This window comes from Pontibacter anaerobius (assembly GCF_026241195.1).
GTDB lineage: Bacteria > Bacteroidota > Bacteroidia > Cytophagales > Hymenobacteraceae > Pontibacter > Pontibacter anaerobius.
Genome location: NZ_JAPFQO010000002.1, coordinates 380,764 through 395,354 on the forward strand (window position 1 = coordinate 380,764; position 14,591 = coordinate 395,354).

General features: G+C 50.8%; 11 protein-coding genes. 3 read left to right on the forward strand and 8 right to left on the reverse strand.

The features are described 5' to 3' along the window. Positions 1-60 precede the first annotated feature (60 nt). Positions 61-426: a DUF779 domain-containing protein gene (locus OO017_RS04995; protein WP_266051353.1), complete on the reverse strand. Its 366-nt coding sequence runs from the start codon at positions 424-426 to the stop codon at positions 61-63. Between the two features lie 71 nt (positions 427-497). Then, positions 498-2,030 (reverse strand): aldehyde dehydrogenase family protein, encoded by a 1,533-nt coding sequence (locus OO017_RS05000; protein ID WP_266051354.1) that lies wholly within the window; start codon positions 2,028-2,030, stop codon positions 498-500. Between the two features lie 135 nt (positions 2,031-2,165). On the opposite strand from OO017_RS05000, the gene OO017_RS05005 reads away from it, so the two are divergent. After that, a complete protein-coding gene (locus tag OO017_RS05005) occupies positions 2,166-3,092 on the forward strand; it encodes an AraC family transcriptional regulator (protein WP_266051355.1) in 927 nt (308 codons plus the stop codon). Here the strand turns inward: OO017_RS05005 and OO017_RS05010 are convergent. After that, on the reverse strand, positions 3,089-4,150 hold the full coding sequence (locus OO017_RS05010) for an oxidoreductase (RefSeq protein ID WP_266051356.1): 1,062 nt from the start codon (positions 4,148-4,150) through the stop codon (positions 3,089-3,091). The genes OO017_RS05005 and OO017_RS05010 overlap by 4 nt on opposite strands. Before the next feature lie 178 nt (positions 4,151-4,328). Between OO017_RS05010 and OO017_RS05015 the strand changes: the two genes are divergently transcribed. Then, positions 4,329-5,315, forward strand: coding sequence for an aldo/keto reductase (locus OO017_RS05015; protein WP_266051357.1), 987 nt, complete (start codon positions 4,329-4,331; stop codon positions 5,313-5,315). A gap of 49 nt (positions 5,316-5,364) precedes the next feature. After that, complete coding sequence (locus tag OO017_RS05020) at positions 5,365-5,751, forward strand: hypothetical protein (RefSeq protein WP_266051358.1); 387 nt, start codon at positions 5,365-5,367, stop codon at positions 5,749-5,751. 68 nt (positions 5,752-5,819) lie between these two features. On the opposite strand, the gene OO017_RS05025 is transcribed toward OO017_RS05020, so the two are convergent. From OO017_RS05025 to OO017_RS05045, 5 genes are all read right to left on the reverse strand, one after another. Beyond that, the gene (locus OO017_RS05025) at positions 5,820-6,341 is read right to left on the reverse strand and encodes a hypothetical protein (RefSeq protein WP_266051359.1); all 522 of its coding nucleotides are present in this window, start codon (positions 6,339-6,341) and stop codon (positions 5,820-5,822) included. A 222-nt stretch (positions 6,342-6,563) separates the two neighbouring features. Beyond that, positions 6,564-9,473 carry a PD-(D/E)XK nuclease family protein gene (locus tag OO017_RS05030; RefSeq protein ID WP_266051360.1) on the reverse strand — a complete coding sequence of 970 codons (2,910 nt, stop codon included), beginning with the start codon at positions 9,471-9,473 and terminating at the stop codon, positions 6,564-6,566. Between the two features lie 222 nt (positions 9,474-9,695). Beyond that, the gene (locus OO017_RS05035; RefSeq protein WP_266051361.1) at positions 9,696-10,130 is read right to left on the reverse strand and encodes a VOC family protein; all 435 of its coding nucleotides are present in this window, start codon (positions 10,128-10,130) and stop codon (positions 9,696-9,698) included. 95 nt (positions 10,131-10,225) lie between these two features. After that, positions 10,226-13,624, reverse strand: coding sequence for a UvrD-helicase domain-containing protein (locus tag OO017_RS05040; RefSeq protein ID WP_266051362.1), 3,399 nt, complete (start codon positions 13,622-13,624; stop codon positions 10,226-10,228). A 172-nt stretch (positions 13,625-13,796) separates the two neighbouring features. Next, entirely contained in the window at positions 13,797-14,333 is a 537-nt protein-coding gene (locus OO017_RS05045; RefSeq protein WP_266051363.1) for a hypothetical protein, read from the reverse strand. Between the last annotated feature and the right edge of the window lie 258 nt (positions 14,334-14,591).

Here is a 14,591-nt window from a genome sequence, read left to right on the forward strand (position 1 = left end):
TAAAAGCCTGTGCTACCGCGTGTGGCACAGGCTTTTATCTTTCTGTAGAGTATAATATACTTACTGCTGCTGCAACTGCTCCATTTCTTCGGGCGTGAAAATGCGAGAGCGGATAATGAAGCGCAGCCCCAGCGGAATCTCTAGCGAGAAACTGGAACCACGGCCAGGGGTAACGTCCAGCGTTAACTGGGTATGTTTCCAGTATTCATACTGGTCGCGGGCAATATAGAACTTGCAGCCGTGAATTTCTCCGAGCAGCACGTCACTGTCGCCTACCTTAAATTCGCCTTCCTCAAAGCACATAGGCTGTGAGCCATCGCAGCAGCCACCGCTTTGGTGAAACATGAGAGGCCCGTGCTTTTCACGCAGTTTGTCTATCACCTCTTTGGCGGCCTCTGTAACTTCTACACGCGCTACCTTTTCCATACTTATACTTTATACTTTTAAAAAGAAGCCCTGCCAGTTGTAAACCGGCAGGGCTTTGGATTGTGTTTTAATTAAAAGAAACCGAGCTTATTCTTGTTGTAGGAGATAAGCATGTTTTTGGTTTGGCGGTAGTGGTTCAGCATCATTTTGTGCGTCTCACGCCCAAAACCAGACTTCTTATACCCACCGAACGGAGCGTGCGCCGGGTAGTGATGGTAGCAGTTCACCCACACGCGGCCTGCCTGTATGGCACGCGGCATCTGGTAGATCTCATGCGCATCTCGGGTCCAGAGGCCGGCACCAAGTCCGTACAGTGTGTCGTTTGCCAGCTCGATGGCTTCCTCCTGCGTTTTAAAGGTGGTTACAGAAGAAACCGGGCCAAAGATCTCCTCCTGGAACACACGCATTTTGTTGTTGCCCTTGAAGATGGTTGGTTGTATGTAGTATCCGTTTTCCAGGCCACTGTTCAGGCTGGCCACGCTACCTCCGCAAAGCACCTCGGCCCCTTCCTGCTTACCTATATCCATGTAAGAAAGGATCTTCTCGAACTGATCATTAGAGGCCTGCGCACCCATCATGGTGTCTTCTGCCAACGGGTGACCTACTTTAATGTCTTTAGTGCGCTGTATCACACGCTCCATTAAGCGGTCGAAAATGCTCTCGTGCACCAGCATGCGTGATGGGCAGGTACACACCTCGCCCTGGTTCAGGGCAAACATCACGGCACCCTCCACGCACTTGTCAAAGAACTCGTCATCGGCATCGGCAATGCTTGGCATAAACACGTTCGGCGACTTGCCACCCAGCTCCATGGTTACCGGGATAAGGTTTTCTGAGGCATACTGCATGATCAGGCGGCCTGTGGTGGTCTCGCCGGTAAAGGCAACTTTGGCCACGCGCGGGGAGGAGGCTAGTGGTTTTCCGGCCTCAGGTCCAAAGCCTGTCACCACGTTCAACACACCTTCCGGCAGAATATCCTGTATCAGCTCCATCAGCAGCATGATGCTGGTGGGGGTCTGCTCGGCCGGTTTCATCACCACGCAGCAGCCGGCGGCCAGGGCAGGGGCCATTTTCCAGGTAGCCATCAGCAGCGGGAAGTTCCAGGGGATGATCTGCCCTACCACCCCGATAGGCTCCTGCAGGTTTATACTGATCGTGAACTCATCATGCTCCGACATGGTGCTCTCATCGGCCCGAATAACGCCCGCAAAGTAGCGGAAATGATCTATGCAGAGCGGAATGTCGGCGGCGCGTGTCTCGCGGATGGCCTTTCCGTTGTCTACGGTTTCGGCACGGGCCAGCATCTCCGCGTTTTTCTCCATGATGTCGGCAATATCCAACAGAAGCTTACTGCGTGTGGCGGCAGAGGTCTTGGACCATGATTTAAAGGCTTTATGTGCCGCATCCAGGGCCTTGTCTATGTCTTCTTTGTTGCCGCGTGCGGCTTTGGTAAAGGGCTTTCCGTCGATAGGGGAAACATTCTCGAAATACTCACCGCTGGCGGGGGCTACCCACTTACCACCGATAAAGTGATCATACTTTTCTTTGAACTGAGGCCGCTCCAGAACGGCGGACTCTTGTTGAGGCATTGCTACTGAGCTCATAGGTTATACTTTTAAGTTTTAAAAGAACATTCTCCAAGGTCAGTAATTACTCAATTAATTTCTCAACCTATCGTCTCATTCTGTGTTCTTATCGTATCAATTTGATATTAATCAGTAAAATTCCTAGATTAAGCTATGGCTCTAACTCATAAATTACAGTCTGTTCCGCTGCGTGATGAGCGCTCTCTGTTTACGTTAGTAGAAAACAGGTCGGTGTATAGTATGGATGCCTGCGAACTGAATATCTTTGAAACACACCAGCAGGCAGAAGGCGTTAACCTGCAGTTCGGGGATTGGGTGCTTACCAGTATGCTGCGTGGCAAAAAGGTGATGCACCTGTCAGAAAAGCCCGGTTTTGAGTATCTGCCCGGCGAGTCGGTGATTGTTCCGCCAAACGAGCTGATGAAAATCGATTTTCCGGAGGCGGGCAAAGAGTCGCCGACGCAGTGCCTTGCGCTGGCCATTTCCGCCGAGCAGATCAGCTCCACCATTCAGCTGCTGAACGAGCGGCACACCAAGGCAGAGGCAGGAGAGGAGTGGAAGGTCGGGGTGGAGCACCTGCACCTGGCCAATAACCTGGAACTTGCTGACATCATCAACCGCATGATAAATATCAGCCTGAATGAACACAGCCGCGAAAAGGATATACTGGTAAACCTGGCGCTGCGGGAGCTGCTGGTAAGGCTGATGCAAACGCAGGCGCGCGCTTTTTTTGAGCAGAACTATAAACGCCTGGCTTGCAGCCACCGCTTCGGCTTTATCATAGCGTATATAAAGGAGAACATCACCTCAAAGATCGATGTAGACAAGCTAAGCGAGAAAGCCTGCATGAGCCGAGCCAACTTTTTCCGCAAGTTTAAAGAGGAGTTTGGCTACACCCCGGCAGACTACATCCTGAAAGAGCGCATCCGGCTTGCCAAAGAATACCTCAGCAACCCGTTTAACTCTGTTACACAAACCTGTTATATGGCGGGATTCCAGAACCTCAACTACTTTATCCGGGCTTTTAAGAAAGAAGTGGGCACTACGCCAAAGGCTTTCCAACTGCGTGTACAGGTTTAGCTATACTTTATTCTGCGCTTTTCCCGGCTGCTCAGCATAGCCAGTTCTATTACTTTAATGGTGTTTCGCGCCTGTTCCGGCTTTACTACCAGTTCCTCCAGGCCAAGTATGGCTTTGTAAACATTCTGATACAGGCCAGTGTAGTCTCCTTTTTCACTGGTTAACTTGCCTTTATAATCCGCTCCTTTTATTGTGGTATTGAGCGTCCCCCACAGGTTTTTAGGCTCCATACCCCATTTGAGCGTATCTTCCGGAAAGCGGCCCGCCTTCAGGTTCTCTTCCTGCACATCCATGCCATACTTTACAAAGGAGCCTTTGGTGCCATGAAGTATAAAGTGCGGACCGGTTTCCCGCACCAGCATGCCGGCCTTAAGTATAGCTTTCATTTTTTCATAATATAGCACCACCTCGAAGTAATCCGGCACCTGCGAGTTCTGCCGCTGCACTTTCACGTCGGCGTATACTTCCTGCGGCTCCCCAAACAAGTTTAAAGCCTGGTCTATGAGATGCGAGCCAAGGTCGTAAAGGATGCCGGCTCCGGGCAAATCCTCCTCTTTCCAGGTGTTGGGCTTTATCTCGTTCCGGAAGCGGTCGAAGTGCGCCTCATACTCAACCAGGTTGCCCAGCAACTTCGCCTCCACCACCTTCTGCACGGTTTTAAAATCTGAGTCCCAGCGGCGGTTCTGGTACACAGTCAGCACTTTCTGTTTCTCCCGGGCAAGCGATACAAGCTCCTCTGCCTCGGCGCTTGTTATCGTGAACGGTTTATCTACCAATACATGCTTGCCTGCTTGCAGTGCGGCCTTTGCCAGGGTATAGTGCGTCGGGTTTGCCGTGGCAATTACAACCAGGTCTATAGTTTCATCGCCTAAGATATCCTGCTCATCAGGTACCACCTTGGCCTCAGGGTAACGCCTATTGGCTAGCTCCACGCTCTCAGCTCGGTTAGCTCTTATTTTTTTTAAATGAAGGCCCGGTACATTCGAGATAAATGGTGCATGGAAAATTCGCCCGGCCATTCCGAAGCCCAGCAGGCCCACGTTTATTTTCTGATTCATGTCTTGTTGCAAGTATGGTTTGGTCTCTAACATAGCTGATAAAATTCACTCGCCAGCTTATACATGGTATTGGTTCATTTGTAGCAGGTTATGCACATCCAGCCGCTCCGGTCAGCGTAAACTATAGCTAACGTTAGGTAGAGCAGATGCTTTACACGTCAATTTAACAATTCTACTTATGAAACAAAGAAAGCTAGGAAAACAAGGACTTGAAGTATCCGCCCTGGGACTCGGGTGCATGGGCATGTCAGACTTTTACAGTAACCGCGACGACCAGGAATCTATTGCTACCATACACCTTGCGCTGGAACTGGGCGTGAATTTTCTGGACACAGCAGACATGTATGGCGTAGGTGCAAACGAAGAATTGGTGGGCAAAGCTATAAAGGGCAAGCGCGACCAGGTGATAGTGGCTACGAAGTTTGGCAATGTGCGCGGCAAAGACGGCAGTTTTCTGGGCGTAAACGGAAAGCCTGAGTATGTGAAGAAGGCCTGTGAAGCCAGTTTAAAGCACATTGGCGTAGACTACATCGACTTATACTACCAGCACCGGGTGGATAAAGACACACCCATCGAGGAAACTGTTGGCGCGATGGCAGAACTGGTGAAGGAGGGCAAGGTAAGGTACCTGGGGCTGTCTGAGGCAGGCACGGAGACTATTAGAAGAGCCCACCAGGAACACCCGATCTCGGCGCTACAGACGGAGTATTCGCTCTGGAGCCGTGACGTTGAAGTTGAGATCCTTCCCACCTGTCGGGAATTGGGGATCGGGTTTGTGCCTTACAGCCCGCTTGGTAGAGGCTTTTTAACCGGACAGATCAGGAAGTATGAGGACCTGGCCGAGGATGATTACAGACGCCACTCGCCACGCTTCCAGGGCGAGAATTTTCAGAAGAACCTGGACCTGGTTAATAAAATTGAGGAGCTGGCTGACCAGAAAAACTGCACCGCATCACAGTTGGCTTTGGCTTGGCTGCTGGCCCAGGGAGATGATATTATTCCGATTCCGGGCACCAAGCGCCGCAAATACCTGGAGGAAAACGTTGGGGCGCTGGATGTGTACCTGACTCAGGAGGAGATGAAGCAGATTGATGCCATCGCACCGAAAGGCGTAGCTGCCGGAGACCGCTACCACGCAGAGCAGATGAAGGCGGTGAATGTATAACTCTGTGCAATTTAAAAATGCTCTATAAACAAACTTAAAATTAAAGCTTATGACTAACTATGTTTTGCTGTATCACTTTGATGATGCACAGGTTACACAGCAATTTGAAGGGAATCTCAGGAAAGTGTTTAAGAGGAACAAAGAAGTACAGGACAGTGGCTTTAAATACTTTGGTTTTGCCGATGTAGAAGAGCCCGGTGTTGTAGACAAGCTCGATAGCATTCTGAATGATTCTGGTATTGGCGTGCGGGGTAATTTTGGACAAAATGATTATGTAGCCCTGTATTTCTCCAGGGAGAAAGACCCCGACAACATCAAGCGCCAGCTGCTCATCGGCACGGACGAAATGGTGGACAAGGGCGCAGAGCGTATGTCTACAGATGCGCACCGGGATAGTATACAGAACTTGCTGGGATTTAATTATCAGAAAGGGTGATCACAAATAAAACGAGCCTGGGAAAGACGCCCAGGCTCGTTTTATACTTTTTAAAGTATAAAAGCGAGTTAATAAAACTTGAATTTTAATCCGGAACGACTAGCCATATAGCTGCCAATTCTGCTGAAGTTGTTCTCGGGGCTCCACCTGTCTACTAACCAATACCTGTCTTTTAAATGTGCTTCTACAATCCAGCGGGAGCCATCAAAACCATATCTGTCAACTGATGGCTTCATACTCCAGTAGCCTGTTTCCTGTAGCAGCTGTTCAAATGTCTGCCAATCGCATAAGGAAAGCATTTTTGTTTCATCCAGCACAATGTTGCCTCTAAACTCTGTACTTCGTAGCACGGAATCAGTGAAAACAAAATTGTTAGAAACGGAGTCAAAATAAGTATACATCTCATTTCCTAATTGAGGATAGCGCACCAGCATTTTTGTCCTGAGCCACACATCATCACCTTCCCTGTACATGGTAAAAGTTACTGGGGGATCGAATGATCTGAACCATATAAAACGATACTGATCATAGCCGAAGTAGTAGTTGTACAGCACTTTCTCCTGAAGCGCAACCGTCACAACAGAATTCATGCTGTTCAGGAGTGTGTCTACATATGTTAAGAACTTTTTATTATCAATATTAATATAATTTGGAAAGTAAGGGGTAACAGAGTCTGCCTGTGTTCCACTGCTGCCGGATATCGCAGTATCTTCAGGATAAACTTGAAGTCTAGAAGTTTCCTGAGTGCAACAGATAAAACATATCAGGCTAACAAGTACTGCGACGAAGGTAGCTTTCCTAGTATGAAGAACTTACCTCGCACAAATTCCCCTGTAAGCACACCACTTGCACACATCCAGATCCTTTGTTTTCTGAATCGGCTCGGATGGGTCCAGCATCTTTCGCACAAACGCGCTGAGCAGCTCTTCCGATTTTTCTATAAATCCTTTTGGTAAATCATCCTCCTGTGCGAACGAGCTAAAGTCTGAGGAAAGCACCCCCGGCTCTAAATTACGGAAGGACAGGATGCCGGATTTCGGGTTTATACTTTGCGGCGTGATGTGGGCTGCGTTGCGCAGGATGGCTCCCGGCTGCTCGTCCAGCACCCGCTTCAATACGTACTCGTAGAGCCACAGCTGGCGGGCCTTGCCATACTTCTGGTCTGTGAGGAAGTGCAGGTCCACCTCCTCGGGCTTGATGCGCAGCTGGTTTTGCTCCACTTTGCCGGTCTTGTAGTCGATCACGCGCAGCTCGTGGCCGGTCAGGTCGATGCGGTCGGCCTTGCCGGCGATGCGCACGTGCACCATCTCGTCACCTACCTGCACCGGAAGCGTGGTGGCCAGCGTTTCCTCCAGGCGCAGCACGTAAAGCGGTAACTCGTCCGACTCCTTCAGCTGCTGCAGGTATTTCTCCAACACCTCCACGGCCACCTTATAGAGCAGGTAGTTCATGCCGCGCTCCGGTTTGGCGCCCAGCGTCACTTTGCTGAACTCAGCCTTTACCTTATCCGGCAGCGCCTGCAGCATCTGCTCTACATGGCCGGCAAGTATAGGCTTACCGCTCTGCTCGTGCGGACGGAAGAAATCTTCCAGCACCTGGTGCACGATGGTACCGAACTGATCGGCCCCCAGCTGTTCCTCCACCTCATCCATCTCCTGCATTTTGGCGATGCGGGTAAAGTAGTACTGCAGCGAGCAGTTGATGTACATGTTCAGGTGCGAAGGGTAGAGGCCGCGCTCCAGCTCCTGCCGCAGCTGGGCAATGGTTTCCGGCGATTTTGGCACCACGATGTCCTCCTCATACTTGCGCGTCTCCTGCTGCTCTACCGCCGCTATCATGTCCCGGAATTTGATCTTCGGGTTGCGCAGGGCCAGGTCGTTCTGCAACTGAAGTATAAAACGGCTCTTCTCGCCCGAGCCATAGGTATCTGAAGGGAGTACATACAGCAGGTTGATTTTCTTGGCGCGCTGCAGCAGGCGGTAGAAGTTATAGGCCATGGCGCCTTCCGTCTCGGCATAGGTCGGCAGGCCAAACTCCCGCAGCACATCATACGGCATCAGGCTCTCTTGCCGCTTGGGTGCGGGCAGCACGTTCTCGTTCACCGACAGGATGATCAGGTTCTCAAAATCAAGTGCGCGCGTCTCCAGCATACCCATGATCTGCACCTCCGAGATTGGCTCTCCGCTGAATGGCAGTCTTGTTTGCCCGATCAGCTCATACAGGAACTTGCGGAAGCTGCGCACCGAAATCTTGTGCTCGCGGCAATCAAAAATGGTATCCAGGCGCTTCACCAAAGTATAAAATATGTACAGGTACTCCGTCTCGATGCTGTTGTGGCCATGCGTGTATACTTCACGCAAGAGTTCGATGAGTTCATACATGGCCACAATGATGTCGTCGCAGTCGCGCCAGGTGCGGAAGAGCACCTCGAACAAGGGGTGGTGCTGGCTAAGCTCGATCAGTTCCTGGGCCGTGATGAGCACCTTGTTCTCCTGCACCATTTTATCGAGCACCTGCCGGATCATGCCATGGAATCTGGCTTGCTCGGGATCATCATTTAAGTATAATTCATACCGGCGGATGAAGGGGTGGGTGAGCAGTTTGGTAACGCTCAGGTGATGGTACTGGTATACTTTGTAGCCGGAACTTTGCAGCTGCGTTACGCCTGTCAGGTGCACCTCAAAGAGCAGGTCGATGAGGTTGAAAAGCGGCGTGCCCCGGAAACTGAGACCCATGGTCACGTTATAAGTCGGTACATCCGCCGGAATGGAGTGCAGCACCGGCAGCAGCAGGGTTTCGTCGGGCAAAACGATGGCAGTTTGCGCGTGCGGGTTCTGTTCCCGTATCTCCTGCAGCAACTGCCCGGCCAGTTTGCCCTGCATACTGGCATTGGCCACGCCTATCACGTTGATCTCTTTGTCATCGGTGAGCAGCAGGTTTTGCTGCCAGCGCCACTCCGGCAGGTTCCAGGTGCTTTTATACTTGCTCAGGAAGCTCCCGGCCCGGTTGCTAAGACCCAGTTCGTCCATGTAAAAATCATCCGAATCAAAAAGCACCTCGGCTTTGTCATGCTTCAGCAGCGTCCGGATGATTTTTTCCTCGGAGCGGGTAAGGCTGTTAAGTCCGATGAAGATGAACTGGTGGCACTCGGTTTCTTTGGCGATGCGCTCTATGTTCTGGGCAACCTTGCGGAACGCCATACCTGTGTAGGCCTGCTTGTTCTCCAGCAAACGCTTTTGCAGGCTGTGGTAGGTTTTCTCGATATTATCCCAGAGGCTGAAGTACTTTTTAAGGGTAGGAGACAGCTCTTTGCCCAAGAATTTGGGGTCCCAGCGCTCCAGGGCCTTTGCCTCGCCCAGGTATTCAAACAGTTTGCCCGTGTCTACCAGGTTCTGATCTATCCGGCTGAAATCCTCCAGAAGGGTGCCGGCCCAGGTTACGAAGTTGTCGAAGTCAAGCTTCGGGTCTTGCTCCCGCATCTGGTCGAAAAGCTCCAGCTGCAGGTTTATCGGCTCCAGCACATCGGTTTTGGAGAGGCTGCGGATAAAGTCCTCCATGGCATACACCTCCGGCGACCAGATCGGCTCGTCAGACGCCTGCGCCAGCGCGGTCTTAAAGAAGAAGCTGGCACGCCTGGACGGCAGCACTACACACAGTTCGCTGATGTTCTCTTTATACTTTTCGTAAACGTACTTAGCCGTTAGCTCCAGAAAGGTTTGCACGTGGGAGTAGTTTTGAATGGGTGAATTTTGAACTAGTGATTGAGAATACCTCTTTTTGTCATTCTGGAAGAATCTTGGTTGCTTGAGCTGAGGCTTTTGAAACTCTCTAACAAGATCCTTTCAGGATGACAGCTTAAGTTATGGCTTTTATAGTATAACGCCGGCTTCGTCTGTCAAAACTGATGATCGTGTCATATTAGGAAATCCCAAAATTCCTGATTTTTAATGGATGGAAGTATGCCGATGGCCCTTCGGTTCCTCCGGAAGTATGAAGGGATTATAAGCGATTTCCCACAGGTTATCGTCCGGGTCGGCGACATAGCCGCTGTAGCCGCCCCAGAACACTTTCTCAGGATGTTTCACAACGATGGCGCCCTTTTGCTCCAGTTCAGCCACCAGCTCATCCACCTCTTTTTCGGAACGCACGTTGTGCGCCAAGGAAAACTTCTTGAATCCGCTGCCTTCTGCGGACACTCCGGCATCATCGGCCAGCGACTCCTGCGGGAAAAGCGACAGTAAAATCCCGTTCAACTGAAAGAATACGATGCTTTCAGAGTCTGTCTCAACAGGCTGCCAGCCAAACACCTGCTGGTAAAAATCCTTGGATCGCTGCAGGTTTCTAACCCCAAGCGTGATCAATGTGATGCGTTGTTCCATGGTTGTCTATTGTTAAAATCTTAAATGCCTGTAGTCGGGTTGATGTGTATGTTTATACTTTACTGTATCTGATGAACTGTTCTGGCAGGTTAAAATTAAAGCCCTAAGCCCAGCTGCTCCGTCTTTTTTCCGCCGTACTGCCACTCCTTCACCGCTTCTGTCTCGAAATAGTAGAGGATGCATTTAACTTTCTCGTAGCCCAGCTGCCTAAAGCGCACCGCGTAATGGTCCAGTTTATACTTGTGCTCCGGCTCGGGCGGCGGTGTTTTAAACTCTATCAATACCACTGTGTCACCGTCAAACACGATGCGGTCGGGTTTGTAGAGGTAGGCGCGGGCATCCAGCACTTCCTTCTCGTGCTCCACCACCACCTGGTTTGTAAAGTAGCGGTTTAGATCGGGGTGCTTGAGCACGGAGGCCAGTTTTTGCTTTAGCTCCGGCTTTTCCCGCTCGCTGATAATCCCCTCGTACACCATTTGCCGCAGCACTTTATCCAGCTCCGGGGTAAAGGCGATGCGGGCCAGGGCGTAGTGCAGCTTGCGGTTTTGCTGGCGTTGCGCAGTCTGCGTCTCAAAGTCGAACACGTTGTTGGCGTGTTGCTTAATCTTCAGGCGCTGCTCCCAGTCGGCGGAGGCCAGGTGCTCCAGCAAGTATGAATTCTCGTCTGTCGGGCGGTGATGTATACTTTGCGGCTTGCCCTGCGCCAGCTGGTAGCAATGTTTCCCGAATTCCCATAGCTCCTTGTGCACCAGGTAACGGTAAAGCAGGTGGCTCACGTTCTTCGCCTGACCGTCCAGCTTCGGCGCTTTGCGCTCCTCCTGCAGGTCTTTGGCGTTGCCGATCAAATACAGCCTGTCGATGGGGCGGGTGAGGGCCACGTAGAGCATGTTCAGGTTCTCTATAAAGGTTTTCTCTATCTCGGTGCTGTATTGTTTGGCAAGAATGGTGTTCTCCAACTTAGAGCTTATGTTAACTGCCACGCTGCGCAGCTTGCCAGTCACGCTCACCTCATCCGGCAGCGGGCTCCACATTAGCGAGCCGCGCTTGGGTTCAGTGCCCCAGTCTGCAAACGGGATGATCACGATGGGGTAGGCCAGTCCCTTTGATTTGTGGATACTGGTGATGGTGATGGCGTTTCGGTCTTTGGGCGTGTTGATGCTCAGCTTGTCTTTCTGCACATCCCAGTATGCCAGGAAATTGTTCAGGTTATTGCTGTGCTTCAGGCTGTACTCCAGCACCAGGTCCAGGAAGCGGAACAGGTACTCGCTCTCGTTGTTCTTGCCCAGCAGGTCAAAAATGCGGATTAGCTTCTCCGTCAGCTCATAAATGGAGAGGTTTCCGGTTTCGCGCTCCTGCACATCAAAATCAAACAGCCGCAACTGATCAAAGAAAGACTGGTTCTCCTTGTCGTTGGCGATATCAGCGATGGTCTTGGTCATCTCCACATCCGGAATCACGCCCAGCGACACCTTGCACACCAGGTATAGCGCCTCAGATTTGGCCAGGGAATCATTAGGCCGGTTAAAGACCCGGAACATGGCGATGATCAGGTTAATGACCTCGGCAAACTGCAGCGAGAGCGAGTCTTGTGAGATGATGTCAAACTTGCGCTCCTTCAGGAAATTGGCGATCAGCTTGCTCTTTATATTGGTGCGGCAAAGTATAGCCATGTCTTTCAAGGTGTAGCCTTCGGCCATAGCCTGCTGCACCAGGTGCAGCACCATATTCAGCGTGCTCTCGTCGTAAGTAAGCGCCTTTTCAGAAGTATAGCCGTCGTACAGTTGCTCGGTGCGTTCGCAGCTGTTCAGGTCATACTTCAGGTTCAGGTCATCATCATGCGTAAACATGATCTGGATATGGCCGCCGCTTTTGTCGCTGCCCGGGGGCACTTGCTGCGCAAAGTCCTTGTCGTAAATGGAGGTGAACATGCCGAACTCCTGGTGCTCCTGGCTGATGAACGTGAAGAGCTCGTTGTTAAAGTCGATGATCTCGGAGCGGCTGCGGTAGTTCACGCTCAGGTTCTGCGGCTGCAGCGCCTGGTCCACCGACTCATACCGTTCCCGGATCAGCGGCCCGTGGCGGCGGTTCTCGTACAGTTGGCGTGTGTTGTTTTTATAGAGATGCAGAATCTGCTCCATCTCGCCGCCGCGCCAACGGTAAATGGCCTGCTTGGCGTCACCAACCACCATGCTGAAGTGCCCGGAAGCCAGGGCATTATCCACCAACGGCAGCAGGTTGTTCCATTGCAGCACCGAGGTGTCCTGAAACTCGTCGATCAGGATGTGCCTGTACTTCTCGCCCAGCCTTTCATAGATAAACGGCACCGGCTCTTTCAGCACAATATCAATGATGCGCTTGTTGAACTCGGAGATATGCACTGTGTTCTTGTCCAGCTTGATCTCCTGCAGGCATTTTTCCAGCTCGTTCAGCAAGGATACTTTATAGAGGTGCGGCACCACCTGCTGCACTAGCGTAAAAGTGGCGGCGTACTGCTCTTTTATACTTTCGATGTGATAGTACAGGTCCGTGAGCGGCTGTTTTATACTTTCTATTTGCGCTTTGGCATAGGCAGAGGCTTTGCCGCCGAACCACTTATCATCCTCAATCGTTTTCTGCGCGTTGCTGTTGCTGTAGTTCAGGTCTACCTCTTTCAGCCACTTGTTAAAGTATGACCATATGCCGCGGTTGCCCTGGTACAGGTCGGCAGGGGAGACGTCGGCTTTCTCGAACAGCTGCATGGCCTGCTGCGCCGCTTCTTCCACCGTTTCAGCTACCTGCTGCTGTACAAGGAAGAGCTGCTCCCGCACCTCCCGAAAACTCTCCAGGCTCAGTTGCTGCAGGTCGGTGATGGCTTCGTATACCTGCTCGTTCAGGAGGTTCTTGGCAAAGTCCCTCAGGTCGTCGGGCAGCATAGTCCAGCTTTTCCCTTCGCGGGCTTTCTCCAGCGCATACTGCTCCAGGGTTTGTGAGAGCAGGTCGTCTTTCGAGTCGGTTACTTTATCGAGCAGTAGCGACACGGCAGTGCTGACCAGCGTATTGGAGTCCAGGTCCACCTCAAAGTTTTGAGGGATGTTGAGCTCTCTGGTAAAAGCCTGCACGATCTTGTTCACGAAACTATCGATGGTGCTCACGCTAAAGTCGGAGTAGTTATAGAGTATCTGCCGGAAAAGCACGGCTGCCCTTTTCCGAACCTCCTCCACATCGAACTGCTCCTCCGGGTACTCATTCTGTAACTCTTCCGTTATCTGGCGCAACAGGTTTTCGCTTTTCTGCTTGTCTTTTTCCGGCAGGCTGGTGTCGTTGAACTGGCGAAGCGCGGCCATGATGCGCTCCTTCATTTCGGCAGCGGCATCGTTGGTGAAGGTGATAGCCAGTATGCCGCGGTAGTAGTCCGGGTCGGAGGTGTGCAGGGCCAGCTTCAGGTATTCCTTGGTCAGGTTATAGGTTTTGCCGGAGCCGGCAGAGGAGGAGTATATCTTAAAGACAGATGGCATGGCAGTGGTATCTATACTTTAAAGATACAGTTTTGCCAGCGCATGTATCAAGTATAAGGCTAAAAATATTAGCAAAAAAGGTGTAAGTGTAACAGCAGCAAGAGAATAAAAAAAGAGCCTCCGCCTGTTTCAGGTCAGAGACTCTTGTAATCTTTGCAAAACCTTACAGCTTTTAGCCAGCATACACCAGCTCTCCCTTTGCTTCCTGTGAAATAGGGGCGAAGTCTTTTACGCAAACATGGTACATGATACGGGCCATAGATAGCGAGTAGTCTGTGATCAGGCAGCGCTGTTGCTCGGCACTTATCAGGGCTTTGCTTGTGCCCAGGTTAAATTTGTTCAGTTCAATTACCTCATCAAAGTTCTGGCGCAGTGTTTTCAGGGCTTTAAAGGAGGGCTCGTTGTAGTACAGTGGGATAACCTGGCACACCGCGTAGCTTCCTTTTTTGCGCTCCTGAGCTATCAGTTCACAAAGTGCTTCTATATTCGTTCTGTCTACGTCCGACAGGATCACATAGAACACATTGCGGCGGTCAGCATTCAGGGCTTTGGCAGGCGCACTGCCTAGCAGCATGTTACGGCTGATCTTAGCACCTTTGTGGTAGGTTTCATCTTTTAAAATCTTGTTGTGGATTTTAAAAGCAAGCGCACCTGATGCGATAAGGTTGAAGTCTTTACCTTTGGTCGAGATTTTGGAGAAGTGCAACATAATACCGGGCTTAATGATTTAAAAATATTTTCTATATATTATAAGAATCTTTATAGCTTTCAGAATAAACACTAAAATGCTGTTACATAGTCGCTTGCAAGCTTGTTAGCGTTGCAAAATGCTTTGTAGTGATGCAATTTTCTGGTAAGCGGATCAGGAAAAAAGGAACATTACTCTTAAAAATCTAACTGATTTTATGAGTATACTACGCAGGGTTTGTCTAAATAATTCACCATAAAATCTTATCCATGGCGAATA

Coding starts and splice junctions, on each gene's coding strand:
- OO017_RS04995 (WP_266051353.1), bottom strand. CDS start 426: ATGGAAAAGGTAGCGCGTGTAGAAGTTACAGAGGCCGCCAAAGAGGTG.
- OO017_RS05000 (WP_266051354.1), bottom strand. CDS start 2,030: ATGAGCTCAGTAGCAATGCCTCAACAAGAGTCCGCCGTTCTGGAGCGG.
- OO017_RS05005 (WP_266051355.1), top strand. CDS start 2,166: ATGGCTCTAACTCATAAATTACAGTCTGTTCCGCTGCGTGATGAGCGC.
- OO017_RS05010 (WP_266051356.1), bottom strand. CDS start 4,150: ATGAATCAGAAAATAAACGTGGGCCTGCTGGGCTTCGGAATGGCCGGG.
- OO017_RS05015 (WP_266051357.1), top strand. CDS start 4,329: ATGAAACAAAGAAAGCTAGGAAAACAAGGACTTGAAGTATCCGCCCTG.
- OO017_RS05020 (WP_266051358.1), top strand. CDS start 5,365: ATGACTAACTATGTTTTGCTGTATCACTTTGATGATGCACAGGTTACA.
- OO017_RS05025 (WP_266051359.1), bottom strand. CDS start 6,341: ATGAATTCTGTTGTGACGGTTGCGCTTCAGGAGAAAGTGCTGTACAAC.
- OO017_RS05035 (WP_266051361.1), bottom strand. CDS start 10,130: ATGGAACAACGCATCACATTGATCACGCTTGGGGTTAGAAACCTGCAG.
- OO017_RS05040 (WP_266051362.1), bottom strand. CDS start 13,624: ATGCCATCTGTCTTTAAGATATACTCCTCCTCTGCCGGCTCCGGCAAA.
- OO017_RS05045 (WP_266051363.1), bottom strand. CDS start 14,333: ATGTTGCACTTCTCCAAAATCTCGACCAAAGGTAAAGACTTCAACCTT.